Here is a 22291-nt window from a genome sequence, read left to right as displayed (position 1 = left end):
CCTTTCCCTCCGTCCGATGCGCCACTATAGACACCTCCCGAGACGGAGGGACAAGTCATGACCTACCACCCCAAATCCGACTTCCTGACGGTGATGATGGAGCGCGGCTTTCTCGCCGATTGCACCGATTACCAGGCGCTGGACGATGCCGCGCTGAAAGGCGGGCTGACGGGGTATATCGGGTTCGATGCCACGGCGCGGTCGCTGCACGTGGGATCGCTGATCCAGATCATGATGCTGCGCTGGTTGCAGAAGACCGGTGGGCGTCCGATCACGCTGATGGGTGGCGGCACGACCAAGGTGGGGGACCCGTCCTTCCGCGCCGATGAACGCCCGCTGCTGACGCCCGAGATGATCGACCAGAACATCGCCGGGATCAAACGCGTGTTCAGCGCCTATATCGACTACGACGCCGGCGCGTTGATGATCAACAATGCCGAGTGGCTGGACGATCTGAACTACCTCGATTTCCTGCGCGACATCGGGCGGCATTTCTCGGTCAACCGGATGCTGTCGTTCGAGTCGGTGAAGTCGCGGCTGGATCGCGAACAGAGCCTCAGCTTCCTCGAATTCAACTACATGATCCTGCAGGCCTATGACTTCCTCGAACTGAACCGACGCTATGGCTGCCTGTTGCAGATGGGCGGGTCGGACCAGTGGGGCAACATCGTCAACGGGATCGACCTGACGCGCCGGGTGCTGGATGCCGAGATCTATGGCCTGACCTCGCCGCTCTTGACCACGTCGGACGGCAAGAAGATGGGCAAGTCGCAATCGGGCGCGGTGTGGCTGAACGCCGACATGCTGTCGCCTTACGAGTTCTGGCAGTTCTGGCGCAACACCACTGACGCCGATGTGGGCCGGTTCCTGAAGCTCTATACCGAGTTGCCGCTGGACGAGTGCGACCGGCTGGGTGCGCTGGCGGGGTCCGAGATCAACGAGGCGAAGATCGTGCTCGCCAACGAGGTCACGACGCTGTTGCACGGGGCCGACGCGGCGAAGGCCGCCGAGGCGACCGCGCGGGAGGTGTTCGAGAAGGGCGGCACCGGGGACGACCTGCCGACGCTTGAAGTCGCGGCGGGGGATCTGCCCCTGTCGATCGTGCAGGCCTTCGTGAAATCGGGTCTGGCCGGGTCGGGCAAGGAGGCCAAGCGTCTGATCGCAGAAAACGGCGCGCGGATCGACGACGCGCCTCTGACCGATGCGGGGCTGATGCTGGATGCGGGCGCGTTGGCGTCTCCGGTGAAGCTGAGCGCGGGCAAGAAGCGCCACGCGCTGGTCAAGCTCGTCTGAACATTTTCGCGGCACCGGGCGCGAACAAGCGTCGCAGCGTGAAAAATTCCCCGCAAGCAATCGTTGCTCCACCGGGGAGGACGCTCTACGTCCATCAGGTACGCAAGCGGATCGGAGCGGGATGTCAGTTGGTGCCGAAAACCGGGTGAGCGGCCAGTGGCCGCAGGGCGCGTTCCCGCGCCGCACCGACGGGCCGCTGTCGCCCGCCGACATCGCCAGGTGCCGCCGCGACAACATCCCGCTGGCCTATGATCCCAACCAGATCGGCTGGGTGCGGGCGGATTGCATCGACGATGTCGCCCACCCCGCCCCGCGCCAGACCGCCGACAGGCCGGACTGGCGGTTCCGGGACTGGCGGGCAAGCGATGCCGCCGCTTATGCCGCGATGCTGGATGATCCGACGCTGTGGCGCTACCTGCCCGAACCCGCGCCTGAAGCGATCACCGAGGCGGGCGCGCGGGACCTGATCGCGCTCACCCGCGCGACGGACCGCCATGTCGTGAAGGCGATCGAGGTGGCGGGCCGCCCCGCCGGGCAAGTGCGCGTCCTGTTCGGCGTTCGCGGCGACGATGCGGGCGTGGCCGAGGTGAGCTACTGGATCGGGCGGGACCATCGCGGACGCGGGCTTGCCTCGCGCGCGGTGCGGCGCTTTGCCAGGGACGTGCTGCGCCCGGACGGGCATGTCACGCGGCTGATCGCGCGGGTGCACCGCGACAACGCCGCCTCGCGCGCGATCGTCGCCAAGGCGGGATTCGTGCCCGTCCCTGCCGAACATGACGGCGTCTGGCAGGTCTTCGAACGCCGCCGCGCCCGCGCCTGACGGGGCTTGCCACAAGGCACGGCGGGTCCAGTCGCTGGCCGTCCGGCGGCCACGGGGCACCAGACCAAAGCGCGCGCCTTGGGCGCGCTCAATTTGGCAGCATCCACGTGCCATCGGGCCAGAAGGCGTGGAAGGCGAAGGCGAACATCACGTCATGCGGCACGTCGCGGCCACGCGCATCGCGCACCCGGATCGATCCCACGTCGCGCCCGCGCTCGATCCGGCCCGCATCCAGCGCCGAGGCCTGACCCGGCGCCCACGAAATCGTCACGCCCGCCTCGGTGATCTCGGTCACGGCACCGAACCGGGTCAGCGGCCATGCCCGGTCGCCCACCCGCACGACGCGTTCCAGCGCCGGGATGCCGTGGGGCGGCAATTCGCCGGAATAGAGGAACGGCCGGGTCGAACTGTCGTACCCGCGATAGGGGTTGCGCCCGTAATCGCGGTTGTAGTCCGGTTCGTTCATCACCAGCCCATCGGGATTGCGCGCGGTGAACTCCGCCCAGCTTTCCATCCACGTGGGCAACATGTCGAGTTCCGCGCCCGTCATCTCGCCCACGATCCCCTCGCCCATGGCCTGTTGCCACCAGCTTTGGGTTTCGCGGTCATACATGATCATGTCGGAATTGCGCAGCTTGCCGGACACGCCGAAGGTCAGGACGCGGCCCCTGACGCGGCGGTCGAAAGTGATGCCGGAATTGCACAAGGGGCAGAAGGTGACGGCGACGGGCACGCCGCCCACCGTATCGTTCACGATTTCATGCCACGTGAGGTAGCGCACCGGGTAGGCGCGGGGTTCGGCGCCGGGCATCTCCAGCGTCATCACCGGCTCGTTCGGCGCGATCCGGGTCTCGTCGCCCGCGCGCAGGAAGGTGGGATCGCTGATCGCCGGGATGCCGTCCTTGGGCGGGCCGCCCGACAGGATCTCCACCCAGTTCTCGACGCTGGTGCGGGAGAAATCGGTGTCGGGCCATTCGAATTTCCAGAAGTCGGGGCTGGCCAAGACCGGACCGGTCAGCGCCAGCGCAACCGCCACCATGCCGAGGAATCCGCGCATCTTGCCCTCCTGTGCGTCGTGTCACGCCAAGGATGGCAAGAAAAAGGGGGCCGCCACAGCCCCCTTTACGCAATCGTGACAGGATGTGCGTGGACCTACTCGGTCACGGTCACCGTCTGCATGTAATCGGCGGCGCCGATCACCATGCCGTTCGGGCCGGTGCCGCGCTTGATCGCGTCGACCACGTCCATCCCGTCGGTCACGCGGCCCACGACCGTGTATTGACCGTTCAGGAAATAGCCTTCGTCGAACATGATGAAGAACTGCGAGTTGGCGCTGTTGGGGTTTTGCGAGCGGGCCATGCCGACGATGCCGCGGTCATAGGGCACGTCGGAAAACTCTGCCGGCAGGTCGGGCTTGTCCGATCCGCCCCGGCCCGCGAATTGCACGTCACCGCCCGACTTGCCGTATTGCACGTCGCCTGTCTGCGCCATGAAGCCGTCGATCACGCGGTGGAACACCACACCGTCATAGGCACCTTCGGCCGCCAGTTCGGTGATGCGCGCCACGTGCAGGGGTGCCACGTCTTCCAGAAGGTCGATCGTGACGGTGCCGTTGGCCTCACCCGCGATGGTGATCTCCAGCCCCTTGGCCAGCGCCGGGCTCGCCGCGAGGGTCAGCGCGACCGCTGCCGCCTCACGCCACATCGGCGGCCACCTTGACGCTGATCATCCGGTCGGGGTTCGCGGGCGGCTCGCCGCGGGTGATGTTGTCAACATGCTCCATGCCTTCGATCACCTGGCCATAGACGGTGTATTGCCCGTTCAGGAAGTCGTTGTCCTTGAAGTTGATGAAGAACTGCGAGTTCGCGCTGTCGGGGTTCTGCGACCGGGCCGCGCCCAGCGACCCGCGCGCATGCGGCACGCGAGAGAATTCGGCCTTGAGGTTCGGCTTGTCCGACCCGCCGGTGCCCGCCATGCGGATGTTGAAGGCGTTTTCCATGTTGCCGTTCTGCACGTCACCCGTCTGCGCCATGAAGCCGTCGATCACGCGGTGGAAGGCGACGTTGTCATAAGCCCCTTCGCGCGCCAGTTCCTTCATCCGCTCCACGTGGCCCGGTGCTACGTCCGGCAGCAGCTTGATGACCACGGTGCCGTCTTTCAGTTCCATCAGGATGGTGTTCTCGGGATCGTCGTACTCGGCCATCGGGGCCCTCCTTTTCCAAGTCGGCCCAAGGGCTACCCGTTCTGGGGCCTGAGCAAAAGGGGGAAAGCCCGGTTGACCCGGCACGGGCGAATCTGCGCAAAGGTGGCGCGAACCCGAACGAACCGGAGGCAAACATGGCCTGGACCCCCCTTTCCGACATCGACCTTGCCGGCAAGCGCGTGCTGACGCGCGTGGATATCAACGTCCCCGTAGAGGATGGCGTGGTCACGGACACCACCCGCATCGACCGGATCGTGCCCACCGTGCACCACATCCTCGACGCGGGCGGAATGCCGATCCTGCTGGCCCATTTCGGGCGGCCCAAGGGCAAGGTGGTGCCCGAGATGTCGCTGCGCCCGCTGGTGCCCGCGCTGGAAGCCGCGATTGGCGCGCCCGTCGTCTTCGTCGCCGATTGCCGGGGCCCGGCGGCCGAGGCCGCGGTGGGCGCCCTGCAACCCGGCGAGGTCCTGCTGTGCGAGAACACGCGCTTTCATGCGGGCGAAGAGAAGAACGACGCCGCCCTCGCGGACGAGATGGCGCGGCTGGGCGATGTCTATTGCAACGACGCCTTCTCCGCCGCGCACCGCGCCCATGCCTCGACCGAGGCGCTGGCGCGGCGCCTCCCCGCCTGCGCGGGCAAGCTGATGCAGGCGGAACTGACGGCGCTGGAAAGCGCGCTTGGGTCGCCCGAACGCCCCGTGGCTGCCGTTGTGGGTGGCGCGAAGGTGTCGACCAAGCTCGACCTGCTGGGCAACCTTGTCGAGAAGGTCGACACGCTCATCATCGGCGGCGGCATGGCCAACACCTTCCTCGCCGCACAGGGCATCGACGTGGGCAAGTCGCTGGCCGAACACGACATGACCGACACCGCGAAGGAGATCGCCGCCAAGGCCGCCGAAGCGGGGTGCGAGATCCTTCTGCCCCGCGACGTCGTCGTCGCCCGCGAATTCAAAGCGAACGCCCCGCACGAGGTGGTCATGGCCGAGGACTGCCCGGCGGACGCGATGATCCTCGACGCGGGTCCCGACAGCGTGGCGCATATCAAGCAGGTCCTCGACCGGTCGAAAACGCTGATCTGGAACGGCCCGCTGGGTGCGTTCGAACTGGAACCCTTCGACGCCGCCACCAACGCCGCCGCCGCCCATGCCGCCGCGCTGACGCGCGAGGGCAAGCTGATCTCGGTCGCGGGAGGTGGCGACACCGTCGCGGCGCTGAACCAGGCCGGGGCGGCGGAGGATTTCACCTATATCTCCACCGCCGGCGGTGCCTTCCTTGAATGGATGGAGGGCAAGACCCTGCCCGGCGTCGCCGCACTGGGGTGATCCGTTAGCGCAACCACAATTGATCGTTGCGCGCGCCTTGTCATAGGACAAGGTGGCGCATCAATAAAAAGGATTTGAGGTATGTCGAACGCGGAAATGGCCAGACAGGCGGAATTCGGCGAAGGGTTCATCGCGGCCTTGGACCAGTCCGGCGGATCGACGCCCAAGGCGCTGCGGCTCTACGGGATCGAGGAATCAGAGTATTCCAACGATGACGAGATGTTCGACCTGATCCACGCTATGCGGTCGCGCATCGTGATGTCGCCCGCCTTCACCGGCGACAAGGTGATGGGCGCGATCCTGTTCGAAATGACGATGGACCGCGAGATCGGCGGCAAGCCCTCGGCCCGCTACCTGTGGGAAGACCGGCGCGTCGTGCCCTTCCTGAAGGTCGACAACGGGCTGGAAGAGGCCGCCGACGGCGTGCAGGTCATGAAGCCGATGCCGACGCTGGACGAGGTCTGCGCCCGCGCCGTGGGCCACGGGGTGTTCGGGACCAAGATGCGCTCGGTCATCGGCGCGGCCAATGCCGAAGGGGTGGAGCGCAACGTCGCCCAGCAGTTCGAGATCGGCCGGCAGATCCTCGGCCACGGGCTGGTGCCGATCCTTGAACCGGAGGTCACCATCTCGATCCCCGACAAGGCGGAGGCGGAGGACATGCTGCGCTCGGCCATCCTTGCGCAGCTGGAGGCGCTGCCGGACGACCAGCGCATCATGCTGAAGCTGACGCTTCCGGAAATGGATAACCATTACAAGGTGTTGATCGATCATCCCCAGGTGATGCGCGTGGTGGCCCTGTCGGGCGGATACAGCCGCGAAGAGGCCAATGCGCGGCTGGCGCGCAACACGGGCATGATCGCCAGCTTCTCCCGCGCGCTGACCGAGGGTCTGTCGGCCAAGCAGTCGGACGCGGAGTTCGATGCGACGCTCGCCGCGACGATCACGTCGATCTACGAGGCGTCGGTCGCGGGGTAGCGCCGGCGCGGAATCAAGGCCGCAGGCCGCCGCGCATCGCCGGGCCGCCCCCCGGCACGGCGATCTGTCTGCCATCCGCGCATCGCTGGTATGGTTTGCGGATATTGCGACGATAAAGGTGTGTAGCGGCGTCTTCGGATCGCCGCACCGCGGCCCGACGACACGCGGCGCGCGCTACCCCGCCTTCTCCTCCAGCGTCAGCCACTCTTCCTCTGCCGCCGCCAGCTTCTCCTGCCGCGCAACCAGCGCCTCGGTCGCCTTCTGGAACTTCACCGGCTCGCGCGTGTAGAGGTCGGGATCGGCCATCAGCTCTTCGAGCTTGGCGATCTCGGCCTCCAGCCGCTCGATCTCTGCCGGGAGCGCGTCGAGGCGGTGTTTCTCGGTGAAGGTCAGCCCCTCGACCGGCTTCACGCTTTGCGTAACCTTCTTCTCCTTGGGCTTTGTTTTTGCGACACTTTCAGGCGCTTCAGCCTTGCGCTGCACCAGCATGTCGGTCCAGCCCCCGGCATAGACAACCGCCCGCCCGCCGCCTTCCAGCGCCACGGTCGTCGTCGCTACCCGGTCGATGAAATCCCGGTCGTGGCTGACCAGCAGGACCGTCCCGTCATACTGGCCCAGAATGTCCTGCAAGAGGTCGAGCGTTTCGACGTCCAGATCGTTGGTCGGTTCGTCCAGCACAAGCAGGTTCGAGGGCCGCGCCATCAGTTTCGACAGCAGAAGCCGCGCCTTCTCCCCGCCCGACAGCGAGCGCACGGGCGCGCGGGCCTGACGTTCGTCGAACAGGTATTCCTTGAGGTAGCCCACCACGTGTTTCGGCGTGCCGCGCACCATGATCTGGTCGGACTTGCCGGACACGCCCAGTTCGGGATCCCCCGCCAGCGTCTCCCACAGCGTCATGTCGGGGTCGAGTTGCGCGCGCGCCTGGTCAAACACGGCGACGGACAGGTTGGTGCCAAGGCTCACGCGGCCTTCGTCCGGTTCAACTTCGCCCGTCAACATCTTGATCAGAGTGGTTTTTCCCACCCCGTTCGGCCCGACGAAGGCAACGCGGTCGCCGCGCAGGACGCGCAGGGAAAACGGGCGCAGGATCACGTTGTCGCCGAACCGTTTGGCGATCCTGTCCGCCTCGATCACGAGTTTGCCGGATTGCGGGCCGGCATCCAGCGCCATCGCGGCGGCGCCCTGCCGGCGGATCATGGCGGCGCGTTCGGCGCGCAGGTCCTTCAGGGCGCGGACGCGGCCCATGTTGCGCTTGCGCCGGGCGCTGATTCCTTCGACGGCCCATCGCGCCTCGGCCTTGATCTTGCGATCCATCTTGTGGCGGGCCTGGTCCTCGTCTTCCCACGTCTTGTCGCGCCATTCCTCGAACCGGGCGAAGCCGCGCTCCTGCCGTCGCACGACGCCCCGGTCGATCCAGAGCGTGGCGCGGGTCAGCGCGGTGAGGAAGGCGCGGTCGTGGGAGATGAGGACGAAGCCCGCCTGCGTGGCAGAGAGTTCGGCTTCGAGCCACTGGATCGCCTCGATATCGAGGTGGTTGGTGGGCTCGTCGAGCAGCATCAGTTCGGGCGCTTCGGCCAGCAGGCGGGCAAGTGCCGCGCGGCGGCGTTCCCCGCCCGAGGCGGTGGCGACGGGGCGCGCGGGATCAAACGACAGGCCCGCGCCCGCGCGTTCGACCTTGTAGAGCTCTCCGGGCGCAAGCGCGGCGGAGGCGAAATCGCCGAGCGTGGCAAAGCCCTCCATCGAGGGGTCCTGCTCCATGTAGCCGACGCTCACGCCCGGAGGCACGACGCGCAGGCCGGAATCGGGTTCAACAAGACCCGCCATGACCTTGAGAAGCGTGGATTTTCCCGATCCGTTGCGCCCGACCAGCGCAGCCCGGTCGCCCGGTTGCACGACGAGCGAGACGCCGTCGAATACCGGGTCGCCCCCGAAGGTCAGCGAGATGTCGTTCAGTTGCAGAAGCGGTGCGGCCATGGCGGGTGAGCTAGCCTTGGGCGCGCGGCGGCGCAAGGGGGAGCCGCGCATCGACGGGCCGCGGTGCGTCGATCCGAAGGTGCCGCTGATGCGCTTTATGCCTGCCACGCCCGCATGACACCCCCGCGATGCACCAGGCCCCAGCCAGATCGACGTGCCGGGGGGCGGCCCGTCGATGCGCGGCGGGCTGACGCCCTTGATTCCGCGCGCGCGGCTCGGGCTACCCCGCCACGGCCCGCAACAGGCGCTTGCGGGCGGGCGGGATGCGGCCGATCTCGACCCCGGTGAAGACGTGCAGCGTGTTCATGTGCGCGTCGATCACGGCGTGGTCGCTGACCCAGCCGCCCATCGACAGGTAGGTGCGCAACAGGGGCGGCATCGTGCGTTGGGCGCGCGTGGCATCGGGCGAACGCCGCAACCGGTTGGCGAACCGGAAGACGTTCGGCGCCTTGACGCGCGGCAACCAGCGGCCGGGCGCAAGGTGGCGGTCGCGCAGCATGGCAAAGGCGTCGTGATAGGCCGCGGCATCGGTGCCCTCGAACGAGGTGCAGCCGAACAGCAACTCCACCCCCGTCTCGTCCACGAACCGGGTCATCGCCCCCCACGCCACGCGCAAAACGTCGGCGTTGCGCGCCTCGGGGTCGATGCAGAAGCGCCCCATTTCCAGCAACCGGCCTTCGAACCCGGCCAGCGCCGACAATTCGTAATACTGCGCGGAATAACTGCGCGAGATCTGCGCCCCGCCCTCAAGCGGCATCATGCGGAAACAGCAGGCAAGGCGGCCGGTGCGGGTGTCCTCGATCAGCACGTGCACGCATTCGGCATCGAACCGGTCGCGATCAAGCCCGTCGGGATCGTTCAGACGGCTGCCGTCGCGGGCGAACACGCGGTAGCGCAGCGCCTGCGCCGCGCGCAGATCGGCATCACTTTCGGCATGGCGTGCCGCGTAGCGGCCCTTGTTCAGCGTGATCATCGGCACTCTGCATACCGGGGGTTGCCGCGTTCAGGCCAGCGGCACGGTCTCAAGTCGTGACGTCAGCGGGCGCCGAGGAGATCGCCCGCGTTGAAATTGCCGAGGTTTCTCAGCAAGCGGCGAATGAACCCGATATCGGCGGTGTTGGACTTGGTGACCCGGCGCGCCAGCGGCACGACCTGCCCGTTTTCCAGCCCGAAGCGTTCGATGTTGGTGACCACGCCCGCCTCGTCGAAGGAGATCGCCAGCACCTCGCGCTCCACCACTTCGGGGCGGCGATAGGCGAAGGTGCGCACGCGGGAGCGCACGTAGTAGAAGCCGGATTCGTTCAGCACGCCCGCTGTCGACGGTTCGCCCACGATGTCGGCGACGGTGTCGCGCGTGTCGATGCCGACGACGATCTGGCTCAGGTCTTCTTCCAGCGGGATATAGCCGTGATTGCGGAATTGCGCCGTGCAGGCCGACAGGGCCACGAGGGCGAGCGCGGCAACCGCGATCCGCAATGTCTGAGTTGTGCCCGGCATGTCTGCCCTCTTGTCACGGCGTGTTCCGCCTTTTAACCCGGCTTACTAAAGGATTGATCTTCATTCAAGCCAAGGACGGGGCCTGCCCATGCCGACACAGCTGACCGACCCGCTGCACGACCCGGCGCACGTGCTGCGCACGGCGGACCTGTCGCACCGCAAGGATACGCGGTTCGACGTCGCGCCCCTGCCCGAAACCATTGAGGCGCTGATCCGCGACCTTGACCTGTCGGCGCTGCGCAAGATGCGCCTTTCGGGCGCGGTCGAGCCGGTGGGCGCGCGCAATTTCCGCCTGCGCGCGCGGCTGGGCGCGACGGTGGTGCAGCCCTGCGTCGTGACGCTGGCCCCCGTGACCACCCGGATCGAGGCCGACGTCGAGCGGATGTATGTCGACGGGCTGGAAGCGCCCGAGGGTGACGAGGTCGAGATGCCCGAGGACGAATCCCTCGAACCCTTGGGCCCCGAAATCGACCTCTTGGCGATTCTCGCCGAGGCGCTGGCGCTGAACCTGCCCGCCTATCCCCGCGCCGAGGGCGTTGAGGCGGGCGAGATGGTCTTTGCCGAGCCGGGCGTGGCGCCGATGCGCGACGCGGATGTAAAGCCCTTTGCCGCCCTGAAGGCGCTGCGCGACAAGCTGGGCGACGGCGAAAGCTGATCCGGGCTTGCCATTGCCCGCGAAACGCGTATTTTCCGCGCCTCCCGGCAAATACCACTTGCCCCGCGCGCATGATCCGAATTATGAGCCGCGGACACGGAATAACGCGGGTTGCGCGCGTCCATCGCGCGCCGCCCCTGGCAAACGGACCCGGCCCCGCCCCCCGAGGGCACGCACCGGTCACTGGAAAGATAGGTTGAGGACATGGCTGTCCAGCAGAACAAGGTTTCGAAATCGCGTCGTAACAACCGTCGTGCGCATGACTCGCTGACGGCCGCGAACCCGAACGAATGCGACAATTGCGGCGAAATGAAACGCCCGCATCACGTCTGCCCCGCCTGCGGTCACTACCGTGAGCGTGAGGTCGTGGCCATGGTCGACGAGATCGATCTGGACGAAGACGCCGCATAAGACCCGTCCGCGCAGGTGACAGATGACCGAGGCGCCCAAACCACCGACTAAGGGGTCCGGGCGCATCGTATTGTCGATCGACGCCATGGGTGGCGATTTGGGGCCATCGGTCGTGGTGGCCGGCATGGCCCGGTCGGCCAAGATCAACCCCGCGCTTCATTTCATTCTGCACGGTCCGCAGGACACGCTGGAAAAGCTGGTCGCCAAGCGCAAGCCGCTGGCGGGCCGCGTGGCGTTCCGCGATGCGACCGATGTCGTCAAGATGGACGACAAGCCAAGCCAGGTCATGCGCTCGGGCAAGGGCACGTCGATGTGGTCGGCCCTCGAATCGGTGCGCGAGGGCGAGGCGACGGTGGCGGTCTCCTGCGGCAATACCGGCGCGCTGATGGCGCTGAGCATGATCCGCCTGCGCAAGCTGCCCGGCGTGGCCCGCCCCGCCATCGCGGTGCTGTGGCCGTCGCGCAATCCGCAGGGCTTCAACATCATGCTGGACGTGGGTGCGGACATTCGCGCCGATGCGTCCGACCTCGTGCAATACGCGCTGATGGGCGTCAGTTATGCCCGCAACGGCATGGGGCTGAAACGCCCGCGCATCGGCCTGCTGAATGTCGGGACCGAGGAACACAAGGGCCGGGCCGAGCTGAAGACCGCGCACGAGATGATCGCGGCCCTGGCGGACCGGTCGCAATTCGATTTCGTGGGCTTCGTCGAAGGCAGCGACATTCCCGGCGACAATGTCGACGTGGTCGTGACCGACGGGTTCACCGGCAATGTCGCGCTGAAGACCGGCGAAGGCACGGCGAGCCTGATCGGCGAGTTGCTGCGCGAGGCGTTCCGCTACACCCCCCTGTCGCGGCTGGCCTCGCTTCTGGCGCTGACATCGCTGCGCCGCCTGCGCCAGCGGATCGACCCGCGCCGCGTCAATGGCGGCGTGTTCCTCGGGCTGAACGGCACGGTGGTCAAGAGCCACGGCGCGGCGGATGCGACCGGGATCTCGGCCGCGATCAAGCTCGCGTTCGAACTGGCGCAATCGGGCTTTTCCGAACGGCTGGCCGCGCGCGTGGCGCTTGCCGCGCAGACGGCTGACGAGGCCGTTTCTGACGCAGACCAACAACAACAACAAGACAAAGACCAAGAGGCCAACAAGGCATGACCCGGCGGGCAGTGATCAGGGGCGTGGGGCATTATCTGCCCGAGCGCGTGGTACCGAATGCGTATTTCGAGGAGACGCTCGACACGTCGGACGAGTGGATTCGCGCCCGCACCGGGATCGAGCGCCGTCATTTCGCCGCCGAGGGGCAGACGACTTCGGACATGGCCGCCCGCGCCGCCGATATCGCGCTGGTCAATGCCGGTCTGAAGGCGTCGGATATCGACGCGATCATCGTGGCGACCTCCACCGCCGACCTGACCTTCCCCTCTGCCGCGACCATGGTGCAGGCCAAGATCGGCATGAAGCACGGCTTTGCCTTCGACGTGCAGGCGGTCTGCGCCGGTTTCATCTTTGCCATGACCAACGCCAACGCGCTGATCGTGTCGGGCCAGGCCGAGCGTGTGCTTGTCATCGGGGCCGAGACGTTCAGCCGGATCATGGACTGGACCGACCGCACAACCTGCGTCCTGTTCGGTGACGGCGCGGGGGCGCTGGTCCTCGAATCGCAGGAGGGCGCGGGCACGCCGCAGGATCGCGGCATCCTGGCAACCGACCTCAATTCCGACGGGCGTTTCAAGGACTTGCTGTATGTCGACGGGGGCGTATCGACCCAGTCGACGGGCTATTTGCGGATGGAGGGCAACCAGGTCTTCCGCCACGCGGTGACCAAGCTTGCCGCGACCGCCAAGGCGGCGCTGGACAAGGCCGGCCTGACGGCGACGGACGTGGACTGGATCGTGCCGCACCAGGCCAATATCCGCATCATCGAGGGCACCGCGAAGAAGATGAACCTGCCCATGAGCAAGGTCGTCGTGACCGTGCAGGACCACGGCAACACCTCGGCCGCGTCGATCCCGCTGGCGATGTCGGTTGGCCGCGCCAACGGCCAGATCAAGGACGGCGACCTGGTCGTGACCGAGGCCATCGGCGGCGGGCTGGCGTGGGGCGCGGTGGCGCTGCGCTGGTGAGGCGTGAAACCGCTCTTCGGACGGTGAATCAACGCGGGTTTGCAACCCCTTGATATTGACTCGGAAAATTGAAGCGCCCTAATGTCGCGGGATAAACGAGGGACGGGGGTGCCGCATGGCCAACAAGACATTGACTCGCATGGATCTGAGTGAAGCCGTTTTTCGTGAAGTCGGGCTGTCGCGCAACGAAAGCGCGGATCTCGTGGAAAGCGTTCTGAAACACATGTCGGACGCGCTCGTGAATGGCGAGCAGGTCAAGATCTCGTCCTTTGGCACGTTCAGCGTGCGTGACAAGGCGGCCCGCATCGGGCGCAACCCGAAAACCGGCGAGGAAGTGCCGATCAACCCGCGCCGCGTCCTGACCTTCCGTCCCTCGCACCTGATGAAAGACCGCGTGGCGGCGGGCAACAAGTCCTAAGCCCGCATGACCAAGTCCGCCGACGCCTTCCGAACCATCAGCGAAGTCGCCGACACGCTTGATACGCCAGCGCATGTCCTGCGGTTCTGGGAAAGCAAGTTCAGCCAGGTGAAACCGGTGAAGCGCGCTGGTGGGCGGCGGTATTACCGGCCCGCCGACATCGCGCTTTTGGGTGGCATCCGCAAGCTGCTGCATGACGACGGCATGACCATCAAGGGCGTGCAGAAGATCCTGCGCGAAAAGGGCGTGCGCCATGTCGCGGGCCTGACCGATCTTGGCGAACCCGCCGATCCGCCCGATGACACGCTTGCCCCCTCGATCGAGGTTGAGACCCCGGCCGAAACGGCCTCGGTCCTGCCCTTCACCCCGAGGGGGGATGACAGCGCAGCGGAAGAAGACGCGGCGGCGGAGACTACCGAAGACAAGGAAGAGCCTGCCGCTGCCGATGCTGCGGAAGAAGATGCCGGGGCCGAGGATGACGCGCCCGGCCTGCCTGGTTTCCTGACGGCGCCTGCCGAAGACAAATCCGAAGAGCCCGCACCTACCGAAAGCACGGACGACGCGCACCTGCCGTCCTTTCTGACCCAGCCGCTGGCGGCCGAGGCCGACGACGATGAGACGCAGGAGGTCGCGGAAGCGGATGAGGCGACGCCCCAACCCGAAGACGACCCGCAGCCCGAAGAGGAACGGTCGGACGAACCGGACGCCCTGCCCTCTTTCCTGACGCAGTCGCAGCCGGCGGAAGCGGAGGCCGAAGACCCGGCGAAAGAGGGTGATGCCCTGCCGTCCTTCCTGTCGCGCCCGCCCGCGGCTGAGCCCGAAACACCGAAGCGTCCCGCCCCGGAACCCGAGGCGCTGCCCGAGCGCACGCCATGGCCGCGCCTTCTGCGCAAGAGCCTTGCGCGGCGCGGCGCGGTGCCGGAAAAGGCACGCCCGCATGTCGAAGCGCTGCGCGCATGGGTCGACCGGCAGGACGAGACCGGCTCCTGATCCGGTCACCGGGCAATTTCGCACTTGTCACGCGGGACAGATCGGGTAAACCACCCCTCACGTCGGGCTATGGCGCAGCCTGGTAGCGCGTCCGTCTGGGGGACGGAAGGTCGCAGGTTCGAGTCCTGCTAGCCCGACCAAATCTTCCCCTCATTCCCTCAGAACGACCGCTACCTTTGCAAGGGGTCGCGGATGCACGGCGTGTTGCCCAGCCAGATGCTGAACGACCTGATCGCCGAGGGTGCGATCGGGGCCTCCGATCCCGTGATCGCGGCGCAGGTCCAGCCTGCGAGCCTCGATTTGCGGCTGGGGCGCGTGGCCTACCGCCTGCGCGCCTCCTTCCTCGCGGGCGACGACCGCACGGTGATGGAGCGCCTGCCGGAATTCGAGATGCACCGCATCGATCTCGACGCCGGCGCGGTGCTGGAAAAGGGCTGCGTGTACCTCGTGCCGTTGATGGAGCACCTCGCCCTGCCCGCGCACCTGTCGGCGGTGGCCAATGCCAAAAGCTCCACCGGGCGGCTCGACCTGCTGACGCGTCTGGTGACCGATCGCGGGGCCGAGTTTGACCGGATCCCCGCGGGCTATACCGGCCCGCTATATGCCGAGATCTGCCCGCGCTCCTTCTCGGTCCTCGTGCGACCGGGGATGCGGCTGAACCAGATGCGCCTGCGCGCGGGCGATGCGACGCTGTCGGATGCCGACCTGCGCGCGCTGCATGCCGAAACCCCGCTGGTGACGGGCGGCGCACCGGTGATCGCGGACGGGCTGGGATTTTCCGTCGACCTTGAACCCCAGGACGGCGATCTTGTCGGGTACCGCGCCAAACCGCATACCGGCGTGATCGACCTCGACCGCATCGGCCATTACCCCGCGCGGGATTTCTGGGAGGACGTGCGCAGCCAGTCGGGGCAGATCATCCTTGATCCGGGGGCATTCTACATCCTCGTCAGCCGCGAGGCGGTAACGATCCCGCCCGAGGCCGCCGCCGAGATGGCGCCCTACCTTGCCATGGTGGGCGAGTTCCGGGTGCATTACGCGGGCTTCTTCGATCCGGGCTTCGGCCATGCCGCCGCGGGTGGCGCGGGATCACGCGGGGTGCTGGAGGTGCGCTGCCACGAGGCCCCCTTCGCGCTGGAACACGGGCAGGTCGTGGGGCGGCTGATCTACGAGAGGATGCTGGCGGTGCCGGACATGCTGTATGGTCGCGAGATCGCGTCGAACTACCAGGGCCAGGGCCTGAAACTGTCGAAACACTTCCGCTGAGCGGAGGCAAAATTTTCCTGCGAAAATTTTGCCGCGTCACCCCTGCCGTGCGGCGCGGCGGGCGCGGCGGGCGGCGCGGATGCGTTGCTGTTCGGCGCGGTCGGCTTCGGTCGGGCCGGACTGGGGGGCGACGCGACCGGCATTGGCGGGACCTGCCGGGGCGGGACGGCGCCCGCTCACCTGTTTGACGCCCGCATTGATCGCCGAATTGATGCCTTTGCGCATGACGATCCGCAGCACCATGTTGATGATCTGTGAGCCGTTCATCGCGTGCTCCTGCCTGAATTGATGTGTTTTGCAGGAGACTAGCGACGAAATGTGGAAAAATCGTGGCACTCAGTCGTCGCTGTCGTCGATCACGTCCTCTTCGGCATCGAACAGCCCATCCTGCTGGTCGTCCTCGCTGCCCTCTTCGGCCTCGGCATCGGGTGCGGGGCGGCTTTCCAGAAGGCCCGCGGCCCGCAATTCCTGCAGGCCCGGCAGGTCGCGGGCGCTTTCCAGCCCGAAATGGTCAAGGAAGCTTTCGGTCACCACGAAGGTCACGGGCCGGCCCGGTGTCATGCGGCGGCGGCCAAAGCGGATCCATTCCAGTTCCAGAAGCTGGTCGACCGTGCCGCGCGACACCGACACGCCGCGGATCTCCTCGATCTCGGCGCGGGTGACGGGCTGGTGGTAGGCGATGATGGCAAGGGTTTCGATGGCGGCGCGGCTCAGCTTGCGCACCTCCACCGTTTCCTTCTGCATCAGGAATCCAAGGTCTGGCGCGGTTCGGATCGCCCAGGCCTCCCCCACGCGGACGACGGCGACGCCGCGCCCTTCATAGCGTTTCTGCACCGCGCGCACCGCGATCGAGGCATCGCAGCCATGCGGCATGCGCGCGTTCATGTCGGCGACCGAGACCGGCTCGGCGCTGGCGAAGAGGATCGCCTCGACCATGCGCTCCTGTTCGGCGGCGGGGGGCGCCTCGAATAGGCTGTCTTCAAGCGGCTCGTTCAAGTCTTGGGCTTCCTGCGCAGTTCGATCGGGGCGAAGGTTTCGGATTGTCGTATCTCAAGATGCCCCTCCTTGACCAGTTGCAGCGAGGCGGCAAAGGTGGCCGCCGTGGCCGAACGGACCATGTCGGGTTCGGTCGTCCAGCCGTCGGGCAGGTAGGCCGACAGCGTCGTCCAGCTGCCCGCGAAGCCGATCATCCCGCGCATCCGGTCGAGCGCCTGTTCCATGGTGAAGACGCGGTCGCGGTCCATGGTGAAGGGGCGGAATTCGTCGCGGGTGCGGATGCGGGCATAGCCCTGCATCAGGTCCAGCAGCGTCGCGGTATAGGTCACGCGGCGCACCCGTTCGACGCGTTCCGGCACCCCCCGGACAAAGAAGTCGCGGCCCATCTGATCGCGCCCCATCAGCCGCGCCGCCACTTCGCGCATGGCGTTCAGGCGTTCCAGCTGGAAGGCGAGGTGCGCGGCCAGCTCCTCCCCCGAGGGGCCTTCATCCGCCGGGTCGGGCGGCAACAGAAGGCGCGATTTGAGGAAGGCGAGCCACGCCGCCATCACGAGGTAATCGGCGGCCAGTTCGATCCTGAGTTCCTTGGCGCGGTCGATGAAGGCGAGGTATTGCCGCGCCAGCGCCAGCACCGAGATCTTGCGCAAATCGACCTTCTGCGTGCGCGACAGCGTCAGCAGCAGGTCAAGCGGCCCTTCGAACCCGTCGACATCGACGATCAGCGCCTCCGCCGCCAGGCGGTCGGCCACGTCGGGTGGCGCGTCCTCGAACGGGTCAGACATGGTGCAGGGCCTTCAGGTACCGATCATTTCGGCCAGCTTGGCCTCAAGCCCCGGAATGTCAACCGGCGCGGGCGTGGCACGCTGCGACAGGGCGCTGCGTCCGCGCTTTTGCGCCTCTTGCGTCATGGGCGGGAGGGTGGCGGCGATGTCACGCATCTCGGCCAGGTCGCCGTTGCAGTGGAGCGTCACGTCGCACCCGGCGGCCAGCGCCGCCGCGCTGCGTTCGGCCACCGTGCCCTCCAGCGCCTCCATCGAGATGTCGTCGGTCATCAACAGACCGTCAAAGCCGATCTGCGTGCGGATGAGGTCGATCACCACCGGGCTGATCGTGCCGGGGCGCGGGTCGATCGCGTCATAAATCACGTGCGCGGACATCCCCAGCGGCAGGTCGGCCATCGCCTGGAAGGGCGCGAAATCGGTGGCCTCCAGCGTGGCGCGATCCTCGGTCACGCGGGGAAGGTGCAGGTGGCTGTCGACCTGCGCGCGGCCATGGCCGGGGATGTGCTTGATCACCGGCAGGACGCCGCCATCCATCAACCCGCCCGCGACAGCCTGCCCGATGGCCGCTACCTGCCGCGGATCGGTGCCGTAGCAGCGGTTCAACAGGAAGGGATGCGTGCCCTCCTGCGCCACGTCGAGCGTCGGGATGCAGTTCACATCGATGCCGAGCGACAGAAGCTCATGCGCGATGATGCGCGCGCGCAGGTACATCGAGGCGGCGGCGTTGTCACCGGCCCGCGCCACCTGTTCCAGCGGCGGCAACCAGTCGCGCGCCACGGGCGGGCGGGCGCGCTGCACGCGGCCCCCTTCCTGGTCGATCAGGATCGGCGCGTCGTAGCCGACCGCGTCGCGCAGATCCTCGGTCAGTCTGAGGGTCTGGGCGGCGGTGTCGATGTTGCGGGAGAACAGGATGAAGCCCCACGGGCGCACGTCGCGGAAGAACGCGGCCTCGTCAGGCAAAAGCACCGGGCCCGCGCATCCCAGGATCGCGGGCAGATGGGTCATCGGGTCACGACCGGGATGCAATCGGCGCGTTGCGCGGTCAGCGCGGAACAGAAGCGCCGCGCGTCGCTGAGATCGGCAAAGCCCATGGCGCGGAGACGGTAGAACACGCGCCCCCCGCTTTTTGCGCGCTGCACGACGCGCTGCTTGCCGTCGAGATAGGCGTCGAACTTGGACGACAGGCGTTCCCATTCCGACCGGGCGACCTCGGCGCTGTCGAACGCGCCAAGCTGCACAAGCCGGGTGCCTGCCGGGATGGTCGCCGGATCGACATCGAGCGCGCCGGCGGGCAACGTCGCGGCGGACGAGGCCACTTGCGCGGCGACGGTGGCGACATCGGCGCTGCGCAGGCCCTTGGGGCGCAGTTGCGGACGCAGGGACCGGGCCAGCGCGCCTTTCGGCACCGGTTTGGCGGCGGGCGCCTCGGGTTGGGCGACCTCTGCCCCGGCGATTTCGGTTTTCACGGGTGGCGTGTCGGCGGGGCCGGTATCGCTGAGCGGGGCGACGCCGCTGGCGATCTGGTCGGCCAGCGCCTGGATCGTGGCGTTGGCGGCCGATGGCGCGCGGGGAGCGGGCGCTGCCGCGTTCTGCGTGACCTTCGGCGCGAGCGGTTCGAGCGGCTCGATCGCGGCGACGGTGCTGTCATCCTCGGGCCGGGAGAGCGCGGTCTTGACCGGGACCTTCACGCCCGGCGCGTCCGCCTCTTCGATGCCCGCCTGCCGCGGTGCGAGAAGCAGGCGATCAGGTGCGGGTTGCGCGGCGCCCTGCCCCGCGACCTGGTTGACCGACAGGCCCTGGTGATCGGCGGCGACCCCGCCGGGATCTTCGGGTGCCTCGCGCATCGGGCCTTCGATGGCCCGCACGACGGGCACGCCGCTCACATCCCGCATCACCAGTTGGTAGCCCCAGACGCCGACCCCGCCCAGAAGCGCGAAGGAGATCACCGCGCCGGCGAACGTCGCCGCCGTGCCAAGGGTTCGACCGACCGGCATACCACCGGTGCCTTGCATGGAAAGTTCCGCCATCTCTGCCTCATCTGCCCGCGGGATACACAGCCCCACAGGTCCGTTCACTGCTCGTATCGGCAGGCTGCGCCTTGTGGTTAGCGCATTTCCTCTGCCGGAGTGACGCCCAAGATACCGAGGCCCGCTGAAATAACAACCGACACGGCCCGCGCCAGCGCGATTTTGGACCGTGTTGTTGCAGGTGTGTCTTCCTGGACAAAGCGGAGCGAGGGATCATCGTTGCCGCGGTTCCACAGACCGTGGAATTCTGCTGCAAGTTCAGAGAGATACCCGGCGATCCTGTGCGGCTCGTTGGCCCGCGCCGCGATTTCCACGACCCGTGGCCATTCGGCCAGTTTGCGCATCACCTGCAGCTCGGCCACGTGGGTCAGGCCCGACAGATCGGCGGAGGCCAGCGCATCGTCGCCCACATCCACGCCCATCGCGCGCGCCTTGGACAGGACCGAATGGACCCGCGCATTGGCGTATTGCACGTAGAAGACGGGGTTGTCGCGGCTTTGCTCCAGCACCTTGTCGAAGTCGAAATCGAGCGGCGCGTCGTTCTTCCGCGTCAGCATGATGAAGCGGGTCACGTCCGGCCCGACCTCGTCGATCACGTCGCGCAGGGTCACGAAGGTGCCCGCGCGTTTCGACATCTTGTATTCGGCCCCGTCCTTGAACAGCTTGACCAGCTGGGTGAGCTTGATGTCGAGCGGCACGCGCTCTTCGCTTAGCGCCGCGACCGCCGCCTTCATCCGCTTGACGTACCCGCCGTGATCCGCGCCGAACACGTCGATCAGCGCGTCGAACCCGCGCTGCACCTTGTCGTAGTGATAGGCGATGTCGGGCGCGAAATAGGCCCAGCTGCCGTCGGCCTTCTGCACCGGGCGATCCTCGTCATCGCCATAGGCGGTGGAGCGGAAAAGCCATTGCTCGCGCGGTTTCCAGTCTTCGCCCGCCTTGCCCTTGGGCGGCGGCAGGGTGCCCCAGTAGACGAGGCCCTTCGATTTCAGGTCCTCGATCGCGGCCTCGATCCGGCCCGTGCCGTAGAGCGACTTCTCGCTGAAGAAGACGTCCATCGTGACGCCAAGCGCGGCGAGGTCGGCGCGGATCAGGTCCATCATCGCCTCGGTCGCAAATTCGCGCACCTCGGCCAGCCAGACGTCCTCGGGCTGGTCGACATAGGCGTCGCCCACCCGCTCTTTCAGCGCGGCGCCCGCCGGGATCAGGTAATCGCCGGGATAGGTTCCGTCCTCGAACGCGACCTCCTGCCCGTGCGCTTCGAGGTAGCGCAGGTAGACCGACCGCGCGAGCGTGTCGACCTGCGCGCCGCCGTCGTTGATGTAGTATTCGCGCGTCACGTCAAAGCCCGCGAAGGCCAGCAGCGACGCCAGCGCATCGCCAAAGACCGCGCCCCGCGTGTGGCCCACATGCAGGGGACCGGTGGGATTGGCGCTGACATATTCGACGTTCACGCGCTGCCCCTGCCCCATCGTGGAGCGCCCGAAATCGGTGCCGGCCCGCAAAGCCGCCTGCGTCACCCCCTGCCACGCATCCGGTGCGAGGCGCAGGTTCAGGAACCCCGGCCCCGCGACCGAGGCTTCGGTGATCCGCGCGTCGCCGGTCAGGCGGGCCGCCAGCGCCTCGGCCAGGTCGCGCGGCTTGGCCTTGGCGGGCTTTGCGAGGACCATCGCGGCGTTGGTGGCCATGTCGCCATGCGCCGGGTCGCGCGGCGGTTCGACCGCGACATTGTCGAGCGAGAGGCCCGGCGGCAGATCGCCCGCCTCCATCATCGCCTCCAACTCGGTCACAACCAGCGCGCGCAGTTCGGCAAAAAGGTTCATAAGCCCTGTCCTTCGATCACCTGCCGCGTCTCTACCACGGCGCGGGCGGGCGTCAATCGCCGCGGCTGCGTCAGACCGCGCGCACGGCGCCGTTGCCAGTCGGCAAGGCACCGGTGGCGATGTCGACGGCCATGCCCGCGATGGCCTTGCCGCGCGCCCCCGCCGACAGAAGGCCCACGGTGCGGAACCCCGCCTTCTGATGCGCAAGCGCCAGCGCCCGGAGCGCGCGGGAATGCGCGCCCTCGGCCGCCTGCGACAGCGGGTCTTCGAGGTCGCGGGAACGGGGCATGGCGACAAGGTTCACGCCACGCGCGGCGCGCAGACCCGCCGCGAAGGCCCCTGTCATCAACGCGACCGAACGCACGGCAAGAGTGATCTGCAACGGCATCAGAACCGGCTGAAATTGCGCCAGCGCATGCAGCGGCTCGTCCCCCCAGACGGCACCCAGCTGCTCGGCATTTTCGCGGGAATTCAGCGCCATCGGCAACGGGTCGATCCGGTCCGGCGCGCGTTCGGCAAGCGCCATGAGCCGCTCGGCATCCTGCCCCACGACGATGACCTGCCAGTTCAGTTCAGCCAGTTGCACGGCCATCCGTTCGGCCGCAGTATGGCCGGCCCCGACGATCAGAGCGGTTTTCTGCTCCACGACCCCGACCGACCCTTTCAGAAATTCATCAATTCATAACTGATTAACCGGTACCGCAACGTCACCCGTTTG

General features: G+C 67.3%; 24 protein-coding genes and 1 tRNA gene. 12 read left to right on the top strand and 13 right to left on the bottom strand.

Features of this window, described 5'->3' with window-relative positions:
- The first annotated feature begins 57 nt into the window (after positions 1-57).
- The gene (tyrS, locus tag ATO11_RS02540) at positions 58-1293 is read left to right on the top strand and encodes a tyrosine--tRNA ligase (protein ID WP_050529231.1); all 1236 of its coding nucleotides are present in this window, start codon (positions 58-60) and stop codon (positions 1291-1293) included.
- A gap of 121 nt (positions 1294-1414) precedes the next feature.
- On the top strand, positions 1415-2113 hold the full coding sequence (locus ATO11_RS02535) for a GNAT family N-acetyltransferase (RefSeq protein WP_082176100.1): 699 nt from the start codon (positions 1415-1417) through the stop codon (positions 2111-2113).
- Between the two features lie 88 nt (positions 2114-2201).
- Here ATO11_RS02535 and ATO11_RS02530 read toward each other — a convergent pair whose 3' ends face one another.
- From ATO11_RS02530 to ATO11_RS02520, 3 genes are all read right to left on the bottom strand, one after another.
- The gene (locus ATO11_RS02530; RefSeq protein WP_050529229.1) at positions 2202-3170 is read right to left on the bottom strand and encodes a DUF3179 domain-containing protein; all 969 of its coding nucleotides are present in this window, start codon (positions 3168-3170) and stop codon (positions 2202-2204) included.
- 95 nt (positions 3171-3265) lie between these two features.
- On the bottom strand, positions 3266-3817 hold the full coding sequence (locus ATO11_RS02525) for a peptidylprolyl isomerase (protein ID WP_050529228.1): 552 nt from the start codon (positions 3815-3817) through the stop codon (positions 3266-3268).
- Positions 3807-4316 carry a peptidylprolyl isomerase gene (locus ATO11_RS02520; protein WP_050529227.1) on the bottom strand — a complete coding sequence of 170 codons (510 nt, stop codon included), beginning with the start codon at positions 4314-4316 and terminating at the stop codon, positions 3807-3809. The genes ATO11_RS02525 and ATO11_RS02520 overlap by 11 nt, the downstream gene beginning before the upstream one ends.
- A 134-nt stretch (positions 4317-4450) precedes the next feature.
- Between ATO11_RS02520 and ATO11_RS02515 the strand changes: the two genes are divergently transcribed.
- Both ATO11_RS02515 and ATO11_RS02510 read left to right on the top strand, forming a co-directional pair.
- The gene (locus ATO11_RS02515; protein WP_050529226.1) at positions 4451-5638 is read left to right on the top strand and encodes a phosphoglycerate kinase; all 1188 of its coding nucleotides are present in this window, start codon (positions 4451-4453) and stop codon (positions 5636-5638) included.
- Positions 5639-5719: 81 nt separating this feature from the next.
- A complete protein-coding gene (locus tag ATO11_RS02510; protein WP_050529225.1) occupies positions 5720-6613 on the top strand; it encodes a fructose bisphosphate aldolase in 894 nt (297 codons plus the stop codon).
- Positions 6614-6787: 174 nt separating this feature from the next.
- On the opposite strand, the gene ATO11_RS02505 is transcribed toward ATO11_RS02510, so the two are convergent.
- From ATO11_RS02505 to ATO11_RS02495, 3 genes are all read right to left on the bottom strand, one after another.
- Positions 6788-8587, bottom strand: coding sequence for an ABC-F family ATP-binding cassette domain-containing protein (locus ATO11_RS02505; RefSeq protein WP_050529224.1), 1800 nt, complete (start codon positions 8585-8587; stop codon positions 6788-6790).
- Between the two features lie 220 nt (positions 8588-8807).
- Positions 8808-9560: a GNAT family N-acetyltransferase gene (locus ATO11_RS02500; RefSeq protein ID WP_050529223.1), complete on the bottom strand. Its 753-nt coding sequence runs from the start codon at positions 9558-9560 to the stop codon at positions 8808-8810.
- A 62-nt stretch (positions 9561-9622) separates the two neighbouring features.
- On the bottom strand, positions 9623-10084 hold the full coding sequence (locus ATO11_RS02495; protein WP_050529222.1) for an outer membrane protein assembly factor BamE: 462 nt from the start codon (positions 10082-10084) through the stop codon (positions 9623-9625).
- Positions 10085-10172: 88 nt separating this feature from the next.
- Here ATO11_RS02495 and ATO11_RS02490 point away from each other — a divergent pair, with 88 nt between their 5' ends.
- The 8 genes from ATO11_RS02490 (at position 10173) to ATO11_RS02455 (ending at position 15945) form a co-directional block, all read left to right on the top strand.
- Positions 10173-10739, top strand: coding sequence for a YceD family protein (locus tag ATO11_RS02490; RefSeq protein ID WP_082176099.1), 567 nt, complete (start codon positions 10173-10175; stop codon positions 10737-10739).
- A 204-nt stretch (positions 10740-10943) separates the two neighbouring features.
- Entirely contained in the window at positions 10944-11150 is a 207-nt protein-coding gene (gene rpmF, locus ATO11_RS02485; RefSeq protein WP_050529221.1) for a 50S ribosomal protein L32, read from the top strand.
- A gap of 85 nt (positions 11151-11235) precedes the next feature.
- On the top strand, positions 11236-12303 hold the full coding sequence (gene plsX, locus ATO11_RS02480) for a phosphate acyltransferase PlsX (protein ID WP_423212691.1): 1068 nt from the start codon (positions 11236-11238) through the stop codon (positions 12301-12303).
- Positions 12300-13271, top strand: coding sequence for a beta-ketoacyl-ACP synthase III (locus ATO11_RS02475; RefSeq protein WP_050529219.1), 972 nt, complete (start codon positions 12300-12302; stop codon positions 13269-13271). The genes plsX and ATO11_RS02475 overlap by 4 nt, the downstream gene beginning before the upstream one ends.
- A gap of 115 nt (positions 13272-13386) precedes the next feature.
- The gene (gene ihfA / locus ATO11_RS02470) at positions 13387-13689 is read left to right on the top strand and encodes an integration host factor subunit alpha (RefSeq protein WP_050529218.1); all 303 of its coding nucleotides are present in this window, start codon (positions 13387-13389) and stop codon (positions 13687-13689) included.
- Between the two features lie 6 nt (positions 13690-13695).
- Complete coding sequence (locus tag ATO11_RS22285) at positions 13696-14679, top strand: MerR family transcriptional regulator (protein WP_082176098.1); 984 nt, start codon at positions 13696-13698, stop codon at positions 14677-14679.
- Between the two features lie 63 nt (positions 14680-14742).
- Positions 14743-14819, top strand: a tRNA-Pro gene (locus tag ATO11_RS02460).
- A 52-nt stretch (positions 14820-14871) separates the two neighbouring features.
- Positions 14872-15945, top strand: a complete 1074-nt coding sequence (locus ATO11_RS02455) for a 2'-deoxycytidine 5'-triphosphate deaminase (RefSeq protein ID WP_050529424.1) — start codon at positions 14872-14874, stop codon at positions 15943-15945.
- A gap of 36 nt (positions 15946-15981) precedes the next feature.
- On the opposite strand, the gene ATO11_RS02450 is transcribed toward ATO11_RS02455, so the two are convergent.
- From ATO11_RS02450 to ATO11_RS02420, 7 genes are all read right to left on the bottom strand, one after another.
- On the bottom strand, positions 15982-16212 hold the full coding sequence (locus ATO11_RS02450; RefSeq protein ID WP_050529217.1) for a hypothetical protein: 231 nt from the start codon (positions 16210-16212) through the stop codon (positions 15982-15984).
- 69 nt (positions 16213-16281) lie between these two features.
- Entirely contained in the window at positions 16282-16881 is a 600-nt protein-coding gene (gene scpB / locus ATO11_RS02445; protein ID WP_082176125.1) for an SMC-Scp complex subunit ScpB, read from the bottom strand.
- 56 nt (positions 16882-16937) lie between these two features.
- Positions 16938-17723, bottom strand: coding sequence for a segregation and condensation protein A (locus tag ATO11_RS02440; protein WP_050529215.1), 786 nt, complete (start codon positions 17721-17723; stop codon positions 16938-16940).
- A 12-nt stretch (positions 17724-17735) separates the two neighbouring features.
- Complete coding sequence (locus ATO11_RS02435) at positions 17736-18728, bottom strand: glycoside hydrolase family 3 N-terminal domain-containing protein (protein ID WP_050529214.1); 993 nt, start codon at positions 18726-18728, stop codon at positions 17736-17738.
- Entirely contained in the window at positions 18725-19750 is a 1026-nt protein-coding gene (locus ATO11_RS02430) for an SPOR domain-containing protein (RefSeq protein WP_050529213.1), read from the bottom strand. The genes ATO11_RS02435 and ATO11_RS02430 overlap by 4 nt, the downstream gene beginning before the upstream one ends.
- A 77-nt stretch (positions 19751-19827) precedes the next feature.
- Positions 19828-21573 (bottom strand): arginine--tRNA ligase, encoded by a 1746-nt coding sequence (gene argS, locus ATO11_RS02425; RefSeq protein WP_050529212.1) that lies wholly within the window; start codon positions 21571-21573, stop codon positions 19828-19830.
- 70 nt (positions 21574-21643) lie between these two features.
- The gene (locus tag ATO11_RS02420) at positions 21644-22219 is read right to left on the bottom strand and encodes a Rossmann-fold NAD(P)-binding domain-containing protein (RefSeq protein WP_050529211.1); all 576 of its coding nucleotides are present in this window, start codon (positions 22217-22219) and stop codon (positions 21644-21646) included.
- Between the last annotated feature and the right edge of the window lie 72 nt (positions 22220-22291).

Origin of the sequence: Pseudaestuariivita atlantica (genome assembly GCF_001205715.1) — a bacterium.
Taxonomy (GTDB): Bacteria; Pseudomonadota; Alphaproteobacteria; order Rhodobacterales; family Rhodobacteraceae; genus Pseudaestuariivita; species Pseudaestuariivita atlantica.
This window is presented reverse-complemented; position numbering and strand designations above follow the sequence as displayed.

Bases quoted from the DNA above. Each gene is read 5' to 3' on its own strand.
- tyrS (WP_050529231.1), top strand. From the start codon at position 58: ATGACCTACCACCCCAAATCCGACTTCCTGACGGTGATGATGGAGCGC.
- ATO11_RS02535 (WP_082176100.1), top strand. From the start codon at position 1,415: ATGTCAGTTGGTGCCGAAAACCGGGTGAGCGGCCAGTGGCCGCAGGGC.
- ATO11_RS02530 (WP_050529229.1), bottom strand. From the start codon at position 3,170: ATGCGCGGATTCCTCGGCATGGTGGCGGTTGCGCTGGCGCTGACCGGT.
- ATO11_RS02525 (WP_050529228.1), bottom strand. From the start codon at position 3,817: ATGTGGCGTGAGGCGGCAGCGGTCGCGCTGACCCTCGCGGCGAGCCCG.
- ATO11_RS02520 (WP_050529227.1), bottom strand. From the start codon at position 4,316: ATGGCCGAGTACGACGATCCCGAGAACACCATCCTGATGGAACTGAAA.
- ATO11_RS02515 (WP_050529226.1), top strand. From the start codon at position 4,451: ATGGCCTGGACCCCCCTTTCCGACATCGACCTTGCCGGCAAGCGCGTG.
- ATO11_RS02510 (WP_050529225.1), top strand. From the start codon at position 5,720: ATGTCGAACGCGGAAATGGCCAGACAGGCGGAATTCGGCGAAGGGTTC.
- ATO11_RS02505 (WP_050529224.1), bottom strand. From the start codon at position 8,587: ATGGCCGCACCGCTTCTGCAACTGAACGACATCTCGCTGACCTTCGGG.
- ATO11_RS02500 (WP_050529223.1), bottom strand. From the start codon at position 9,560: ATGATCACGCTGAACAAGGGCCGCTACGCGGCACGCCATGCCGAAAGT.
- ATO11_RS02495 (WP_050529222.1), bottom strand. From the start codon at position 10,084: ATGCCGGGCACAACTCAGACATTGCGGATCGCGGTTGCCGCGCTCGCC.
- ATO11_RS02490 (WP_082176099.1), top strand. From the start codon at position 10,173: ATGCCGACACAGCTGACCGACCCGCTGCACGACCCGGCGCACGTGCTG.
- rpmF (WP_050529221.1), top strand. From the start codon at position 10,944: ATGGCTGTCCAGCAGAACAAGGTTTCGAAATCGCGTCGTAACAACCGT.
- plsX (WP_423212691.1), top strand. From the start codon at position 11,236: ATGGGTGGCGATTTGGGGCCATCGGTCGTGGTGGCCGGCATGGCCCGG.
- ATO11_RS02475 (WP_050529219.1), top strand. From the start codon at position 12,300: ATGACCCGGCGGGCAGTGATCAGGGGCGTGGGGCATTATCTGCCCGAG.
- ihfA (WP_050529218.1), top strand. From the start codon at position 13,387: ATGGCCAACAAGACATTGACTCGCATGGATCTGAGTGAAGCCGTTTTT.
- ATO11_RS22285 (WP_082176098.1), top strand. From the start codon at position 13,696: ATGACCAAGTCCGCCGACGCCTTCCGAACCATCAGCGAAGTCGCCGAC.
- ATO11_RS02455 (WP_050529424.1), top strand. From the start codon at position 14,872: ATGCACGGCGTGTTGCCCAGCCAGATGCTGAACGACCTGATCGCCGAG.
- ATO11_RS02450 (WP_050529217.1), bottom strand. From the start codon at position 16,212: ATGAACGGCTCACAGATCATCAACATGGTGCTGCGGATCGTCATGCGC.
- scpB (WP_082176125.1), bottom strand. From the start codon at position 16,881: ATGGTCGAGGCGATCCTCTTCGCCAGCGCCGAGCCGGTCTCGGTCGCC.
- ATO11_RS02440 (WP_050529215.1), bottom strand. From the start codon at position 17,723: ATGTCTGACCCGTTCGAGGACGCGCCACCCGACGTGGCCGACCGCCTG.
- ATO11_RS02435 (WP_050529214.1), bottom strand. From the start codon at position 18,728: ATGACCCATCTGCCCGCGATCCTGGGATGCGCGGGCCCGGTGCTTTTG.
- ATO11_RS02430 (WP_050529213.1), bottom strand. From the start codon at position 19,750: ATGGCGGAACTTTCCATGCAAGGCACCGGTGGTATGCCGGTCGGTCGA.
- argS (WP_050529212.1), bottom strand. From the start codon at position 21,573: ATGAACCTTTTTGCCGAACTGCGCGCGCTGGTTGTGACCGAGTTGGAG.